Below are 16,118 nucleotides of genomic sequence, written 5' to 3' on the forward strand. Positions count from 1 at the left end.
TATTAACGATATAAGCTGTGTGATTTAGCACGCAGGTATTTGGTTACAGCAAAATAAGTACTGAAACCAGAAATTAAAACGCCCAAGATAACAACGACCAAGAAGATCGCTCCAAATTCGTACCAGTTACGTAGGAACACCAAATCTGGAATTTGTTTTTGTGCAAATTGCAGGGTGAAAATCAATAATAGGATCGCAATCAACGCCCCTAGCAAGCCGTGAAATATACCGTAGAAGATATAAGGCTTACGGATGAAGTTTTTAGTTGCACCAATCAATTGCATGCTCTTGATCAAGAAACGCTGCGAATAGATGGCTAGACGAATGGTGTTGTTGATCAAAGCAACTGCAATAACAAGTAATACAATTGTAAATGCCAATACAACCATACTGATAATGCGTATGTTCTTGTTTACCATGTCAATCAGAGATTCTTGGTATATAATCTCTTTAACACGGCTGTTTTTTGATGCTTTTTGAATAAACGTTTGGATACTGTCGGTATTGGCATATTGTTCCTTCATGTATACATCAATCGACGGCAATAGGGGGTTGTGTCCTAGGTATTCGACAAAGTCTTCCCCTAAGTCTTCTTTTAAGTTTTTTGCAGCTAATTCTTTACTGATATATTCTGTGCGTAAAACATAGGGGTCTTTTTCGAGGTCCTTCTGCATCGCAAGGACATCACCTTCATTCACATTTTCGTTAACAATAATATTCAGGACAATATTCTCCTTCACATATTTTGAGAGATTCTTTGCGTGAACAAGAATTAATCCTAAAAGTCCCGTCATTAACAATACCAATGCGATACTGATAACTGTTGAGACGTAAACAGACTTCGTTTTTTTTCTTGGTGAACTTTCTTCGTGAGCCGACATACGCTAATGTAAAATGTTATTTGTTGCGAAAGTAAATAATAATGTGCATTTAAGAAACATATTTCGTGGAATAAGTACCGCGAAATATTAAACCTTCCTAAGGCATTTAACATCTAATATCTGTAAATATTGTTTAAAATGAAACTTTTATGTCTATTTTGACGTAAAATAGCTATTTTCGCATCTCTTTGAGATTAGCAGAACAGGTCAATTATGGAATACAATCATCAATCTTTAGAAAAGAAATGGCAACATTTCTGGGCAGATAATGGAACGTTTAAACCGTCGGAGTCGACTGATAAGCCGAAGTATTACGTGTTGGATATGTTTCCGTATCCGTCAGGAGCGGGGCTACACGTAGGACATCCGCTGGGTTATATCGCATCAGATATTTTCGCACGGTATAAACGACTGAAGGGGTTTAATGTGTTACATCCGATGGGGTATGATTCTTTTGGACTGCCTGCTGAACAGTATGCGATACAAACAGGACAACATCCTGCGATTACCACGGATGCGAATATCAATCGCTATCGTGAGCAGATGGATAATATCGGGTTTTCGTATGATTGGTCGCGTGAGATCAGAACTTCCAATGCCGATTACTACAAGTGGACGCAGTGGATTTTTATGCAGCTTTTTGATGCTTGGTATAACAAAGATAGTGATAAAGCGGAATCCATAAATACATTAATTGAGAAGTTCGAAACTTCTGGTTCTTTGGGTATTAAAGCTGTTTCCGATGAGGACGTAAATGAATTTACGGCAGCAGAATGGGGGGCTTACTCGGAGGAGGAGCAACAACGTGAGCTTTTAAAATATCGGTTGGCTTACTTACGCGAAAGTACAGTGAACTGGTGCGCGGCGCTAGGCACTGTATTGGCGAATGATGAGGTAATCAACGGTCTTTCAGAACGAGGTGGTTATCCGGTAGAACAGAAAAAGATGATGCAATGGTCTATGCGCATTACTGCGTATGCAGACCGTTTGTTGCGTGGTCTTGATACGATTGATTGGCCGGAGCCTTTGGTCGAGATGCAACGCAACTGGATTGGAAAATCAGTGGGGGCATCCGTAAAGTTTCCAGTCCCTCAAATTAATACAGATATTGAAGTTTTTACGACGCGTGTAGATACCATTTTCGGCGTGTCTTTCGTGGTGTTGGCGCCAGAGCATGATCTTGTTTCGACTTTAACTACGGAAGCACAGAGGGCTGAAATAGAAGCTTATATTGATAAAACATCAAAGAAATCAGAACTTGATCGGATGGCGGATACCAAAACGGTCTCGGGCGCTTTCACGGGTTCATTTGCGAAACACCCAATTACAGGGGAAGATGTACAGATCTGGATTGCCGATTATGTGCTAGCTGGATACGGTACAGGAGCTGTCATGGCGGTACCTTCTGGTGATCAGCGTGATTATGTTTTTGCGAAGCATTTTAATTTACCGATCGTACCCATTTCTGATACCCAGCAATTGGATGAGGCGGCGGATGCAAACAAAGATGGTAAATATATCAATTCAGGCTTTATTAATGGAATGACATATGAGGAAGCAGTGCCTGCTCTAGTCGCAAAACTGGAAGAGTTAAAGTTGGGTAAAGCGAAGGTTAACTTCCGTATGCGAGACGCTATTTTTGGTCGTCAGCGTTACTGGGGAGAACCTGTGCCTGTCTATTTTAAAAACGGTTTACCGTACTTGATTAATGAATCAGAGTTGCCATTACTTTTGCCTGAAGTAGATAAGTACTTGCCTACCGAAAGTGGTGAACCACCGTTAGGGCGTGCAACAGATTGGAAATATCAAGACCAATACGAGTATGAGTTAAGCACCATGCCAGGCTGGGCAGGTTCTTCGTGGTATTGGTTCCGTTACATGGATCCTCAAAATGCGGATGCTTTTGCGTCAAAGGAGTCTGTGGAGTATTGGAAATCTGTAGATTTATATATTGGTGGTTCTGAGCATGCTACAGGTCACTTGTTATATTCACGCTTTTGGAACAAAGCGTTAAAAGATTTAGGCTTCCACAACGAAGAAGAACCGTTCAAGAAATTGATTAATCAAGGAATGATTCAGGGACGTTCTAGTTTTGTATACCGTGTGTTGGATGAGGAAGGAAGAGGAACGAACCAGTTTGTATCCCTTGGATTAAAAGATTCGTACAAAACGATTGCATTGCATGTGGATGTGAATATTGTACATAACGATGTGTTGGATACGGAGAAATTTAAAGCTTCACGACCAGACTATGCACTTGCTGAATTTGTCTTAGAAAACGGTAAATACATCTGTGGAACTGAGGTCGAGAAGATGTCGAAGTCGAAGTTCAATGTTGTGAACCCAGATGATATCATTAGTGCTTATGGCGCGGATACACTACGTCTTTATGAAATGTTCTTAGGTCCATTAGAACAAGCTAAGCCATGGAATACAAATGGTATTGAAGGCGTTTATAAATTTTTACGTAAGGTTTGGCGTTTGTTCCATGATGCTGAAGGAAACTTCCAAGTGTCGGATGAAGAGCCGACTAAAGCAGAGTTTAAGGCCGTGCATAAAATTATTAAAAAGGTAGAGGATGATGTGGAACGTTTCTCGTTCAATACCTCTGTTTCTGCTTTTATGATCTGTGTGAACGAACTGACAGACCTCAAGAGTAATAAGCGTAAAGTGCTGGAAGATCTTTTGATTGTTCTACAACCTTATGCGCCACATATTACCGAGGAGCTATGGTCGTTATTGGGACATAAAGCGGGTAGTATCTCTTATGCTGCTTATCCTGTCTTTAACCCTGCATACCTTGTTGAATCAGAGTTTGCGTATCCGGTATCAGTGAATGGAAAAATGAAAATGAACCTTTCACTAGCTCTTGATTTGGATCAGAAAACTGTAGAAGAGACAGTATTAGCAAACGCAGATGTACAACGCTATTTGGACGGAAAGGCCGTTAAGAAACTGATCTTTGTAAAAGGTAAGATTATTAATATTGTGGTGTAATTACCCCTTATTATATGTTAAAGAGGATTTGGGTTATGCCTAAGTCCTCTTTTTTTTATCATGATATATAGTGATAATTTAAAATATCACTATATTTGATAATAATTTTAGTTATTATCTTATTTCATGATAATATATAATAACGGCTTTATGGATATTAATCGCCAGGCGATAGTAGTATTTTGGGGTAAAATAATTAAGTTTGAGTAAGGTATTTGATTATGATAGCAATATTAACAGGAGATGTTATTGGGTCAAGAACTGTTGATTCAAAAATTTGGTTGTCTTTATTAGAGGAGTCTTTACGTATATATTCCTTTAAGTTTGATATTTTTCGAGGAGATAGTTTTCAGGCTGAAGTATCTTTGAAAGATACTTTTGTGGCGGCTTTTTATATCAAGGCGGCTTTGATGACCGTTCAATTAGATGCTCGTATCGGGATTGGTATTGGGAATAAAGACGTTAATGCTTCACATGTCAAGCATAGTTTTGGTTCGGGTTTATTATTTTCAGGAGAGGCTTTTGACGCCCTTAAAAAAGATACCTTACGCATAAAATCATCCAATCCATCGTATGATGACATGTGCAATGTGATGATGGGGCTATCAACAAGTTTGGCTTCTCGCTGGACAATTAATATGGCAGAAACGGTGATGGTATCGTTGCAGTACCCCGAGATAAACCAACAAGAATTGTCAAAAAAACTAAACCGAAAATACCAGAGTCAAGTGAGTGCAGAGTTACAGAGAGCTGCATTTCACGATGTGAAAAAGGCAATTGATTATTGTACAAATGAGTTACTGAAGATATGATCGTTTTTTTTCTAAAGCTTTTTTTAGCGCATATAATGGGAGATTTTCTATTTCAACCCCGTGGTTGGGTAGAAAAGAGAAAGTATAACGTAGGTTATCTGTTACTCCATATAGCAGTGCATACTGTACTGCTAGCCATACTTTTTATAAAGGAACTTTCGGTGCATTGGCAAGCTTTGTTATTTGTAATATGTTCCCATTTGGTGATTGATAGCTTTAAAATATGGATGGAACGGACATTGAATCTTAAACCATTGAGCGCCTTCCTGATTGACCAATTCTTACATATGTTGGTACTCGCGGGACTTACCATCTTTGTTTTTGGCTTTCCGTCCGACTGGATCCCACAATTACTTTCGGTCAAGACAATGCTCTATGTCATTGCTTTTTTACTGACAACTTGTGTAAGTCCTATTTTGCTGAATGTCTTTTTTAGTCGGTGGAAGCAAGAAAAGGAGATGCAAACAAAAGAAGTAAACTCGCTTGTTGATGCTGGAATGCTTATCGGTATTATGGAGCGGTTACTTATTGTATTTTTTATTCAGATCAGTTTCTTATCGGGGGTTGGTTTTTTGCTTGCCGCAAAATCAATTTTTAGGTTTGGTGATCTTGCTAATGCAAAAGATACCAAATTTACGGAGTATGTCTTGCTTGGTACGCTAGCCAGCTTTATGTTGGCAATCGTTATTGGCTATGGCTTATTGTTGAGTTTAAAACACTTGACTTAGCGGTGTTGTTTATTTCCCTAATAACGTTAAGAGATCTTCTTTACTTAAATCATTCTGCGCTGTCTTATCGCTTTTAATCAGGTCTTGTGCTAACATTCGTTTGCGCTGTTGCAAACGCATCATTTTTTCTTCGATGCTGTCCTGACAGATTAGGCGTATCGCCATGACGGGTTTGTTTTGTCCAATACGGTGTACGCGGTCAATTGCCTGATTCTCAACAGCAGGATTCCACCACGGATCGACCAGGTAAACATAGTCTGCCTCAGTTAGGTTTAATCCGACACCTCCCGCTTTCAAGCTGATTAGGAATACACGTACCGCATCGTTAGATTTGAAATTATTTACTTTTGTTCCGCGATCGTTACTTTGTCCCGTAAGATACTCAAAGCCTATATTGCGAGTCTGTAATGCTTCTTTAATAATGTCAAGCATTTCTACAAACTGGGAGAAGATCAGGATTTTATGCTCTGTTACTTTGTTTTCAATTTCTGATAGGAGAACTTCTACCTTAGCGGCATGCTCTCCTGTGTGACCTTCCTTTAGTAAGCGTGGAGAATTGCAGATTTGCCGCAATTTTGTCAGACCCGCTAGTACATGGATCCGTTGCTCCCGTACCTCTTGTTCGTCTCTTTCAGCCACAAAGGAACGGAGTTCCTCTTCTAATTCATTGTAAAGAGCGCGTTGTTGTTCTTCCATCTCGCAATAAAGTACGATTTCGGTCTTTTCCGGTAATTCTTTAGCTACTTGCTTTTTGGTGCGACGTAATACAAATGGAGCTATTTTTTCGAAAAGTTCTTTTGCTCTTTTATTATCGCCAAAACGATCGATAGGAATAGCGTACGTATTTTTAAAATAGAGCTTGCTCCCTAGTAATCCAGGACAGCAAAAAGACATTTGCCCGTAAATATCAAAGGTATTGTTCTCGATCGGTGTTCCTGTCATAACAATACGATTACGCGCATCAAGAAGCCGCAATGCTTTGTAGCGTTCTGCATTGGGATTTTTAATAGCCTGCGACTCATCAACGAATATATAATCGAAAGATGCTTTTTTCCAATGGTCAATATCCGAAAGGATAGTTCCATAGCTGGTTAATATAACGTCGTGTTCTTTGCCTGATAATAGGTTTTTGTTGCGTTTTTCTCCGTGGTAAGTCAGACTTTTTAGATCAGGTGCAAATTTGCGTATTTCTTCCTGCCAGTTGAATAGTAAAGACGTTGGAACAACAATGAGGTGCGTTCGTGCACCGTTTCTTTCTCGTAGGTATAAAATAAAAGCAATAATTTGAAGGGTTTTTCCAAGCCCCATATCGTCGGCTAAGCAGCCACCAAAATTGCGATTATCTAGAAAAGCCAACCAATTAAGTCCTTCTTGTTGGTAAGTCCGTAAGGTGGCTTTAAGGCCTAGGGGAGTTGGTACATTGGGTCTTTTCTTGGCTTTTGAAAAATCCTTTTGTAAAAGCGTGAGTTCATTGCGTGCTTCGTTTAGAAACACATCCTTTTCAAAAAGCGTAGCTAAATCAGAAAAACCGATTTTCGGGATCTTAAATAGTTCCTTGTCCACTTCAAAGATTCGAAAGTACTGTTCAATTTTTTGTAGCCATTCATCCGGTAACATCCCGTGCGAACCATCGCCAAGCTCTACAAACTTACGTTTGTGTCGGATAGCCTTCATCAATTGTCGCATGGAAGCTTTTTGTTTTCCAAATTTTACGCGAAGATCGGCATTGAACCAATCCTCTCCACTAAGTATTTGAATATCAATTTTGGCTCGATTCGGATTTAGATTATTATTTTCTATGCTATCGAATCCCAAAATAGTAATACCTTCATGTTGCCAATCCTCAAACGCATTCAAGAACCAATCGTCTTCGAAAAATTTATCTTTATGGAGGTAGAAATATGTAATCTCTTTTCGTTGCTCTTCAAAATCGGGATGTTGTTTGAGCACTGTCTTTAAGAGTTTTGCTTCGGCATCCAAATGACGTGCCACATGGACTGTATTACCATTAGCATCTGTCTGGTACAGCTCTTTTCTCGAATATACAGGAACCTCTAAGCGACTATACTTCATAACAGGGGTGATGCCGATAAAGTTTCCTTCTTGCTCTAAATAAATAATCGGCTGTGGAGCTGTTTGTTCCCTAGTTTTTTCTGCAGCAGTTGTCGCGGCTATAATGTAGCTGTAATGTACCTGTACATAGTGCTCTAATGGTGCCAATATATTGGTCGAAAACTCCTCATACTTGGATGGATGGATAAGTAGTTTTTCGTGATTACTTTTAAAGAACTTGATTACACGTAATACTGCGGCATTAGGCAGTAAGTGAAAGGTGTCATTATAGAAAATAAAGCAACCATATCGAATAGCTACCTCTGTAAACGAGAAATGCTCGTCAGCAAGCACTAATTCTCCTGTAACTTCATAAAAGGGCTCTTTTTGAAAAACGGATAGCTTTATGTATGCATTCGCATCAATAAGTTTTATTGGAACTAATGTGCGTGCTGTTATTTTTTCTGAAATGTTCCGATTGTGGTGATATACCTCCAGTTGCAACGGGTTGGCAACTAGAGATCGTAGAAGATTGTAATCCATTTCTTCGTCTGTTTCACCATATTGGTTTTGAAGTGTCGCTATCGCCGTGAAAAATTTAACTTCCTGATGGTTGTTGCTTTTCCATATATGGGTAGATACGTCTAATGGATTAATCGGATTCTTCAATGTGCCATTTTGAGTTCGCTCGGCAGACATTACCTGGCAATACAGTTGGTTATAGTAGCGGTGTCGCCCAATTACAAGGATCGATTGCGGGGTAGAGGAGGCTTGACGTTCCTCCTTCGGTGCAAGCAATGTTTGCTTGAATAGAGGGTAATCTATTGGAAGCAATTCTTTGATGCTTGGACTGATTATGATTTGTCCTGTTTCCCATGTTAAGGAGAAAAATGCATCCAAGTTTGACTCTTGATCGAGACCATATTTTTTAGCACTTGGCAGCATCAATCGATGCCGGGTGACATGATCGAAGAACGGACGATAAAGCGTACTTTCCATAACACAGAAAAGCGCTTGTGCTGCATGCTCGCAAAGCTTATTGCCATCGTGCGCGCAAGTGCAAGAAACCACAATACCGTCGGTATTCTGAACAATTGTTACCGAAGGGATAGAGTCTGATGTAGCATTAGATAGAGGTTGTTTAACCGTGTTGCCGCGACTGAAAATACCTCGATCGATTGTTAAATCTGTCGCTGTAAAATACTGGTACTCTTTTGTGTCGAGAAACAGGGCCGATTGAACATGGACCAGCAAAGCATAACGGTTTATGTTTGCAAAGTTCATGTTTTTCAGCTCGTAGCTGCCTAAATTGTTTCTCATTTATATTCTTTCGCTGTCTTTTGCAAACATAGATAAATCTCGTGTATATGCTATTATCTCTGTTAAAAAAGAGGAGTCTTGTGGGTGTTGTGCTCTTATGATATTTTGCTTCTTTCTGAAGAAAGCCTATCTTTGTATGCGAAATGAAATTCTTGAACAGCATATTACGCCTTCCATTTTTCAGTACTTATTATCGTTCGGTATGTGCTCGGACTGGCTATGCCTATGTTTTTGAACAAGAATATCGAAATTGACATTTTGAATTAAAAATATACAGCATATCCAAAGCCCGGGCAGTCATGTCCGGGCTTTTTTTGTGCCCTAAAACGGGGGCAGCAAAACTCTGAATTAATTTTAGAACTATTTGGTCTCTTGGCTAGCTCCGTTGTACAGGCATTGAATGCGCCAGAAGCGAGGAGTCGTTGTGGTGGTAAATGAAATAGAAACAAATAATATAACAAGAAAATGAATGCATTAGAAAGGTTACAGGAAAATGTAGAGATTATGCTCCCACAACAAGGTTTGGAGCTAAAACTAAAAGAGAATCGTCCGCTCACGATTAAACTGGGGTTTGATCCGACTGCGCCTGATTTACATTTGGGACATGCCGTGGTGCTCAAAAAGCTGAAGCAATTTCAAGATTTGGGTCATCAGGTTGTGATTTTAGTAGGGAGCTTTACCGCACGTATTGGCGATCCCACGGGGAAAAACAAAAGTCGCAAACCCCTTACTACCCAAGAGGTGACCTACAATGCTGAGACTTATATCAACCAATTATCGAAAGTGATTGATGTCGCTCAAGCGAAAATCGTCTTTAACTCCGATTGGTTAGATACATTATCCTTTTCGGATGTTATTCAACTACTATCAAAGGTTACGGTGGCCCAGTTGATGCATCGGCACGACTTCAATAAGCGTTTTACCGAGAACACACCTATTGCGATGCATGAGTTGGTGTACCCGGTTTTACAAGGTTATGATTCGGTGCAGATAAACGCTGATATTGAAATGGGCGGAACGGATCAGTTATTTAACTGCACGATGGGACGACAGCTTCAGGAGGTAATGGGAGTGGACGGACAGGTCGTGATGTGTATGCCGTTATTAAAAGGGCTTGATGGAAAGGAGAAGATGAGCAAGTCCTTAAACAATATTATCGGGTTAACAGACGAACCGAATGATATGTATGGTAAGATGATGTCTGTACCTGATACCCTGTTGGAAGAATATTTGGATCTAACTACGGATTTCTCCGAGGCAGAGAAGCAGGGTATTAAACAGCAGTTGACTGATGGTGTAAATCCGATGCTCGTCAAGCAGATGATCGCAGAAAACATCATTAAGCAGTACCATAGTTTGGATGCAGCTACAACCGCAGCTGATTTTTTTAGGACACAGTTTCAGAATAAACAATTCGAGTCGAAAAGCTTTTTGTCAACGGCATGGCGTGATTTAACAGTCAATGCTACTGCGATTGCGCTGGTTGATCTCTGCGTGCAGCTAAAGCCCTCATTGAGCAAATCTGCCATCCGTCGACTGATCCAAGAAGGAGCTGTTCAGCTGGATGGGGTTAAAATGGCTGATGCAGATTTCCTCATTCCTGTCGGTAAAGAGGTACGGGTGAAAATGGGGAAACGCGATTTTTTCGAATTAGTAGGATAGGGCTTATGTTTTTAAACGAGTTAATGGCTGACGACCATTGGCTCGTTTGTATAAACCTTGCTTAACCAGTCGAATAATGGTTCCTGTATATAGCTTTTCTTTAGTTGGTTTTTGTCAACGCGAAGCATAATGTCCTCGAACGGTCTGGAAACAACGGCGTCGTCGCGATTTGAAAATATGCTGACAATGAGTTCGCGCGTAACGTCGATATACATGATATTATTGAAACCGGTGGATTCACCGGAATGAAAGCAATAGAGGTTGCCAAGTTTGTCTTGGTAGTAGAAGAGCCCCATGCTATATCGAATTTGTCCTATCACTCGTATGCTGTTTTTCAGAAACCATGGTTTGAAAGAAGCATCGGATAGGTAGGTCTTACCAATATGTCGTGCCCATTGGTGGAAATCGTTGCTGGAAAAATAAACGCCCCCATCACCTTTGGTGGCACTTGTTATACTCTGATCGGCAAAATGAAAGACGCTTCCTTCGGGGTGATAACCGTACGCACGATCAGGAATGGATGCGTTAGCTTGATATATTAATGCATCCGTTAAGCCGATAGGTGTAAATATATGGTTTTTAACAAATTGAGGGTAAGGCAATCCAGAGACCTGTTCTATGATAAGGGCAAGGAGACAGTATCCCGTGTTACTGTATCGAAACTTCGTTCCAGGCGTAAAGTACAGGGAGTCGGTTGTTTCGAGATAAGGTAAAATATCGGCATCTAGTATTTGTTCACGCTGTGTCGCTGGTAACAGGTTCTCATAATCCAAGATACCGGAGCTATGCTGGAGCAATTGCGCGATGGTAATTTGCTGCACACGAGAAGGTAGCTTTGGGAAGTATTTACCAATGGTTTGATTTAATGTTATTTTTCTTGTCTCGATGAGCTTATAGAGGCTAAAGGCCGTTACGTGCTTACTGATTGATGCCATCCGAAAGTGACTTTTGGCTTCGATTGCTGTCTGATTATCTAAAGCCGTAACCCCACGTTGTTCGCTATAGATCGTTGTTCCTTTTTCTGTTGCAAGAGCGGAAAGTCCGGGTCCCTCTTTTTGAACAAGTGACTCGATTACAAGATCAACTTCCAATGGTTTAAACGGGCGTTGTGCGCTTAGCTTTTGCATCCAGAAACAGCAGATAAGGAGTAAAAAACTATTTTGCTTCATCTTTGATGATCTGTAATTTAAATGGAATTTTTTCTACGGGGTAATCTAACTTGTCGGTAGTGACACCACTGATCTTAAGCAGTACGTCAAAACCTTCATACACCTCTCCGAATACGGTGTAGTCTCCGTCTAAACGTGGAAGACCTCCATTTTTGAGGTATTCTGCTCGCTGCTCTGCTGTAAATTCGTGGTTTTTCTTCCGACTAAGTTCATTGAGCTCTTGTTCGGTAACGGGTTTACCGACCACAAAGTAGATTTGGTTTAAGAAAGAGGATTTTGACGGGTTGTTGTCACGGCCGGCACCTAGTACACCCATCTTATGAAAAGCCCGTGCATCAAATTCGGGCGCTAAGCGAGGCTTTCCTTGCGCCGGATCAGCTGCTTCACGCTTCTCAATATCAATATCATGCTCACCACCTTGAACCACAAAATTCTTGATGACACGATTGAATAGTGCGTCTTTATATACATCCGTTTTTATCGCGTTGAGTATGAGGTCTCGGTGCTGGGGTGTGTAATCATACAGTTGAACTTTAAAAACGCCATAAGGCGTCTCAAAGGATAAGCGGTATGTTTGCGCTTGGAGACCAATTGTACAGATAAATAGCGTTAGTAAGAGCAATATTTTCTTCATGTCGGGTTTTGTTAAAACACTGTTTGAAGAGCTAAATTACTTTTTTTTTGCCACTAATTGTTACCTACATTGCGATATTCATTGGGCGTCATACCTACTCGATTTTTAAACAATCGGCTAAAATGTTGCGGGTACTTAAAACCTAATTCATACGCAATTTCGTTTATGGTCTTGTCGCCGGATTGAATTTTGGTCTTTGCGATATCGGTGGTTTTGTTTTGGATATAATCCTGAGCCGATTTACCTGTTTCCTTTTTTATTAGGTCGCCAAAATAATTAGCGGACAAATGCAGCTCATCAGCGAAGTAGGCTACCGTTGGCAAGCCAATGGTGTACGGGTTTTCAGAATTAAAGTATGTATTTAAGAGCTGTTCGAATTTTTCTAAAATTCCTTTGTTTGCGTTTTCCCGTGTGATGAATTGACGATCATAGAAGCGTTCACAATAGTTTAAGAAAAGCTCGATGTTGGATGCGATAAGTTTCTTGCTGTGTTTATCGATGGAATGACTCAGCTCATATTCGATTTTAGCAAAGCAATCGAAGACGATTTTTCGTTCTTCGGCAGACAGATGAAGCGCTTCGTTTGTGTTATAGCTAAAAAAATGGTAATCATCCATGAGGTTGGCTAGCGCAGTACCTTTAATCAGGTCCGGATGGAAAACTAGGCCGTATCCCTTTGGTTGGTACAGGTCAACTTTGTTTTCAACATCAATCACTTGCCCAGGAGAAATAAAGACTAAGGTGCCTTCTTCATAGTCATAGTAGTTACATCCGTACTTAAGGTCACCACACTTAATATCTTTAACAAAAATACAATATAGACCAAAGGTCATACGAGATCCCGTGCGTTCATGCGCTTTTGAAAAGTCGATAACGCTCACTAATGGGTTCAATGTCTCGTGATTATTGAAAACATTGTATTGATGAATCGTATCGAATGTATATGCTTTTTCCATTTCCGCTTTCCTTTGTTTAATACAAACTTAAACATTCTTTGATTATCAAACTATTACTGTAGAACGTATCCGTAAAGATGGTAGTAAAATCAGTAATTTGTATACCAATATGCAGGGAACGAATTAAGAACTTTGTTTATGTAGTAGTTGTTTAACGAAACGAATCTTTAACGAACATAAAAGGAATGAAAGTATTGAAATATTTTAGTGCATGTGCATGGAGTTTGACTAGTTGTGTTATGCTGCATGCGCAGGAACAACAAAACACGATCGTGTTGGCTCAGCAAGGAAGTTTTGCGGTTGGAGGTCGTGTGCTTCAGGCGGAGGGAACATTCGATTTAAGTGATGCCATGAATCCCCAAGGACAAACTTTTCATGGTGACCATGCTTATGTTTTTTATCAAATGCCGAAGCAGGCACATCGTTTACCCTTAGTTTTCCTACATGGCGCCGGTCAATCGAAGAAAACCTGGGAGTCGACTCCCGACGGACGTGAGGGGTTTCAGAATATTTTTCTGAAGCGTGGTTTTGGGGTTTACCTTTTGGATCAACCCCGACGTGGAGCTGCTGGCAAGAGTATGGTTGGTACGACGATCACGCCAATTGCGGATGAACAGTTTTGGTTTACACAATTTAGAATTGGTAATTATCCGGACTTTTTCCCTAATGTTCAGTTCCCTAAAGATAAAGATGCGTTGATACAGTTCTTTCGTCAGATGACGCCAAACACAGGTAGTTTTGATGGCGTTGTTGTTACCGATGCACTATCGGAACTTTTTACGAAAGTTGGTGACGGCATTTTGGTTACACACTCTCAAGGCGGAGGACCTGGTTGGTCTACGGCGATGAGGAATGAGCATGTCAAAGCGATTGTGGCATACGAACCCTACAGTGGCTTTGTTTTTCCTGAAGGTGAAGCGCCCGCACCAATAGCCTCTACAGGGTTGTTTGGAGCATTAAAAGGGGGAGAGGTTCCTAAGGCTGATTTTTTGAAGCTTACAAAGATTCCAATTGTTATATATTATGGCGATAATATCGCATCTACATCGAGCACCGTTTGGAATATGGACCATTGGCGATCCGGATTAGAGATGGCAAAGTTATGGGCGGCAACTATCAATAAATATGGTGGCGATGCAACGGTGGTTCATTTACCTGAAGTAGGGATAAAGGGGAATACGCATTTTCCATTTTCGGACTTAAATAATAAGGAGGTAGCGGATCATTTGTGGGGATGGTTGAATCGGAAAGGTTTGGTGCAAGATGTGGCTGTTGGAGATATGGCTGATCTCGAAAAGCAACAGGTGATAAAACTTTCTAAACAAAAGTGGCAATGGATGGCCGATAAGAATACGGCGCTGTTGGACCATCTGTTTGATGCGGCGTCAGTTTTTGTCCATATGGGAGGATCATGGGGTAAGGAGCAGGAGTTGCAGGTTATTAAAAGTGGTGGTATTTGGTATAAAAAAGCGGATGTGCATGAGGTATCGGTGCATATTATGGATCAAACAGCTGTCGTGTTAAATCGTATTGATCTGTTGGCTGTTGTTGGGGGGAATGAGGTAACAAATCCATTTATAGTAACTGAGGTATACGTGAAAAAAGGCGCAGAATGGAAGCTCGGCTCTTTGTATTTCACGAAGGTGTCTGTCCCTGTGCGTAGTAACCCGTAGTTTGTAAATTGTAATTCTTGTGATATGAGTAAAATATATGGAATATTGATGGCGCCTTTGTTTGTAATGGGGTGCAGTGAAAAATCAACAACAATGCAGAATGAGGTCGAGTTAATCTTTCCTAAAGGGGATAAGATCACCAATGATAATTTTACAGGCGCTGTTTACCTGCATAATATGGTAGTCGCGGATAGCAGCAACCAGAATGCGGTTGGTTCGGTTACCTTTGAACCGGGCGCACGGACGAAGTGGCATTCGCATCCTGCGGGACAGATTATTATTGCGATTGATGGAGTTGGTTACTACCAAGAGGAAGGACAGCCTAAAGTCATTGTACGTAAAGGGGAGGTCGTTAAATGTCCGGCCGATATTCCGCATTGGCATGGGGCTAGTGCGGAAGAGAAGTTTGTGCAAGTTGCGATTACAGGACGTGAGAAAGGTGAAACTGTTTGGTTGCATGCAGTGACAGATGAGGAGTACCATAAATAGGAAAGCGTATCCTCTTTAGAGCCTGGAGAGTCTGTTAATTTTTGTTAATCCGTGATTTGGGTTATTCTTTCCGTAATCCGGGTAGTTTTATTGCAATGCTACTGACGATCTTTGTATCAATAAGTTAAACCGATAGGAATAGCACCTATCATAAAAATTTAATGATGATGAGAAAGTATGTTTATATGTTAGTGATTTCTTTGGGTTTAGTGGCTGTTGTGGGGTTTACAACAAAACAGTTGGCTTGCAAGAAGTGTACAAAATCGAGTATTGAAGCAGGACTTCAGCAGGAGCAGATTGGTTCGGATAAAATTATAGGGTTGGGCTTGCTTCAAGTTCTCACGGCTGATACCTTAACAAGTGATCTTCATGTTGCAAATATTCAGCTTGAGGAAGGAAGTTATTTGCATTGGCAAACGATGCCTGGTGGTCGGGTAATTATCGTGACGGAAGGTGAAGGGTTTTATCAGTCGAAAGGAAAGGATGTTGTTCGAATTAAGAAGGGCGATACGATTGAAACATTCCCGGGATTATATCACTGGGTGGGTGCAACGCCGGAATCGGGATTGGAATTCATTAGCGTAACTTCTAAGAAATCTGATGCATTGATCAAGTGGCATGAAACAGTCACAGAGAAGGAGTACCGTGCAGCTATAGATCTCGCTGAAGCATCCTAATGTTGGCGTGGTTTTTAGCGTGAAAGTCGTATCCATTTTTTGGATACGACTTTTTGTTTAGTCCTTAG

At 40.7% G+C, this 16,118-nt stretch carries 12 protein-coding genes; 7 read left to right on the forward strand and 5 right to left on the reverse strand.

Annotation, left to right across the window (positions count from 1 at the left end):
* Positions 1-2: 2 nt before the first annotated feature.
* The gene (locus E2P86_RS07650) at positions 3-881 is read right to left on the reverse strand and encodes a cell division protein FtsX (protein WP_085472835.1); all 879 of its coding nucleotides are present in this window, start codon (positions 879-881) and stop codon (positions 3-5) included.
* A 213-nt stretch (positions 882-1,094) separates the two neighbouring features.
* Between E2P86_RS07650 and leuS the strand changes: the two genes are divergently transcribed.
* The 3 genes from leuS to E2P86_RS07665 all read left to right on the forward strand — a co-directional run bounded on the left by leuS (position 1,095) and on the right by E2P86_RS07665 (position 5,418).
* Complete coding sequence (gene leuS / locus E2P86_RS07655; RefSeq protein WP_134432078.1) at positions 1,095-3,878, forward strand: leucine--tRNA ligase; 2,784 nt, start codon at positions 1,095-1,097, stop codon at positions 3,876-3,878.
* 221 nt (positions 3,879-4,099) lie between these two features.
* Positions 4,100-4,690 (forward strand): hypothetical protein, encoded by a 591-nt coding sequence (locus tag E2P86_RS07660; protein ID WP_134432080.1) that lies wholly within the window; start codon positions 4,100-4,102, stop codon positions 4,688-4,690.
* Positions 4,687-5,418 (forward strand): DUF3307 domain-containing protein, encoded by a 732-nt coding sequence (locus tag E2P86_RS07665; protein ID WP_085472838.1) that lies wholly within the window; start codon positions 4,687-4,689, stop codon positions 5,416-5,418. The genes E2P86_RS07660 and E2P86_RS07665 overlap by 4 nt, the downstream gene beginning before the upstream one ends.
* A gap of 9 nt (positions 5,419-5,427) precedes the next feature.
* Here E2P86_RS07665 and E2P86_RS07670 read toward each other — a convergent pair whose 3' ends face one another.
* Positions 5,428-8,790, reverse strand: a complete 3,363-nt coding sequence (locus tag E2P86_RS07670; protein WP_134432083.1) for a DEAD/DEAH box helicase — start codon at positions 8,788-8,790, stop codon at positions 5,428-5,430.
* A gap of 465 nt (positions 8,791-9,255) precedes the next feature.
* Between E2P86_RS07670 and tyrS the strand changes: the two genes are divergently transcribed.
* Positions 9,256-10,452, forward strand: coding sequence for a tyrosine--tRNA ligase (gene tyrS / locus E2P86_RS07675; RefSeq protein WP_134432086.1), 1,197 nt, complete (start codon positions 9,256-9,258; stop codon positions 10,450-10,452).
* A 20-nt stretch (positions 10,453-10,472) separates the two neighbouring features.
* On the opposite strand, the gene E2P86_RS07680 is transcribed toward tyrS, so the two are convergent.
* From E2P86_RS07680 to E2P86_RS07690, 3 genes are read right to left on the reverse strand one after another with little or no spacing between them, the layout of a single operon-like run.
* Positions 10,473-11,579 (reverse strand): serine hydrolase domain-containing protein, encoded by a 1,107-nt coding sequence (locus E2P86_RS07680; RefSeq protein WP_166785166.1) that lies wholly within the window; start codon positions 11,577-11,579, stop codon positions 10,473-10,475.
* Between the two features lie 28 nt (positions 11,580-11,607).
* Complete coding sequence (locus E2P86_RS07685) at positions 11,608-12,255, reverse strand: peptidylprolyl isomerase (protein ID WP_134432092.1); 648 nt, start codon at positions 12,253-12,255, stop codon at positions 11,608-11,610.
* Between the two features lie 53 nt (positions 12,256-12,308).
* Positions 12,309-13,211 (reverse strand): helix-turn-helix domain-containing protein, encoded by a 903-nt coding sequence (locus E2P86_RS07690; RefSeq protein ID WP_134432095.1) that lies wholly within the window; start codon positions 13,209-13,211, stop codon positions 12,309-12,311.
* A gap of 185 nt (positions 13,212-13,396) precedes the next feature.
* Between E2P86_RS07690 and E2P86_RS07695 the strand changes: the two genes are divergently transcribed.
* The 3 genes from E2P86_RS07695 (at position 13,397) to E2P86_RS07705 (ending at position 16,050) form a co-directional block, all read left to right on the forward strand.
* Positions 13,397-14,884 carry an alpha/beta fold hydrolase gene (locus E2P86_RS07695; RefSeq protein ID WP_134432098.1) on the forward strand — a complete coding sequence of 496 codons (1,488 nt, stop codon included), beginning with the start codon at positions 13,397-13,399 and terminating at the stop codon, positions 14,882-14,884.
* Between the two features lie 24 nt (positions 14,885-14,908).
* Positions 14,909-15,373, forward strand: coding sequence for a cupin domain-containing protein (locus E2P86_RS07700; protein WP_134432101.1), 465 nt, complete (start codon positions 14,909-14,911; stop codon positions 15,371-15,373).
* Between the two features lie 161 nt (positions 15,374-15,534).
* On the forward strand, positions 15,535-16,050 hold the full coding sequence (locus E2P86_RS07705; protein ID WP_134432104.1) for a cupin domain-containing protein: 516 nt from the start codon (positions 15,535-15,537) through the stop codon (positions 16,048-16,050).
* The last annotated feature ends 68 nt before the right edge of the window (positions 16,051-16,118 follow it).

The organism is Sphingobacterium psychroaquaticum (genome assembly GCF_004421025.1).
GTDB classification, from domain to species: domain Bacteria; phylum Bacteroidota; class Bacteroidia; order Sphingobacteriales; family Sphingobacteriaceae; genus Sphingobacterium; species Sphingobacterium psychroaquaticum.

Coding starts and splice junctions, on each gene's coding strand:
- E2P86_RS07705 (WP_134432104.1), top strand. CDS start 15,535: ATGATGATGAGAAAGTATGTTTATATGTTAGTGATTTCTTTGGGTTTA.
- E2P86_RS07690 (WP_134432095.1), bottom strand. CDS start 13,211: ATGGAAAAAGCATATACATTCGATACGATTCATCAATACAATGTTTTC.
- tyrS (WP_134432086.1), top strand. CDS start 9,256: ATGAATGCATTAGAAAGGTTACAGGAAAATGTAGAGATTATGCTCCCA.
- E2P86_RS07650 (WP_085472835.1), bottom strand. CDS start 881: ATGTCGGCTCACGAAGAAAGTTCACCAAGAAAAAAAACGAAGTCTGTT.
- E2P86_RS07670 (WP_134432083.1), bottom strand. CDS start 8,790: ATGAGAAACAATTTAGGCAGCTACGAGCTGAAAAACATGAACTTTGCA.
- E2P86_RS07660 (WP_134432080.1), top strand. CDS start 4,100: ATGATAGCAATATTAACAGGAGATGTTATTGGGTCAAGAACTGTTGAT.
- E2P86_RS07665 (WP_085472838.1), top strand. CDS start 4,687: ATGATCGTTTTTTTTCTAAAGCTTTTTTTAGCGCATATAATGGGAGAT.
- E2P86_RS07700 (WP_134432101.1), top strand. CDS start 14,909: ATGAGTAAAATATATGGAATATTGATGGCGCCTTTGTTTGTAATGGGG.
- leuS (WP_134432078.1), top strand. CDS start 1,095: ATGGAATACAATCATCAATCTTTAGAAAAGAAATGGCAACATTTCTGG.
- E2P86_RS07695 (WP_134432098.1), top strand. CDS start 13,397: ATGAAAGTATTGAAATATTTTAGTGCATGTGCATGGAGTTTGACTAGT.
- E2P86_RS07680 (WP_166785166.1), bottom strand. CDS start 11,579: ATGCAAAAGCTAAGCGCACAACGCCCGTTTAAACCATTGGAAGTTGAT.
- E2P86_RS07685 (WP_134432092.1), bottom strand. CDS start 12,255: ATGAAGAAAATATTGCTCTTACTAACGCTATTTATCTGTACAATTGGT.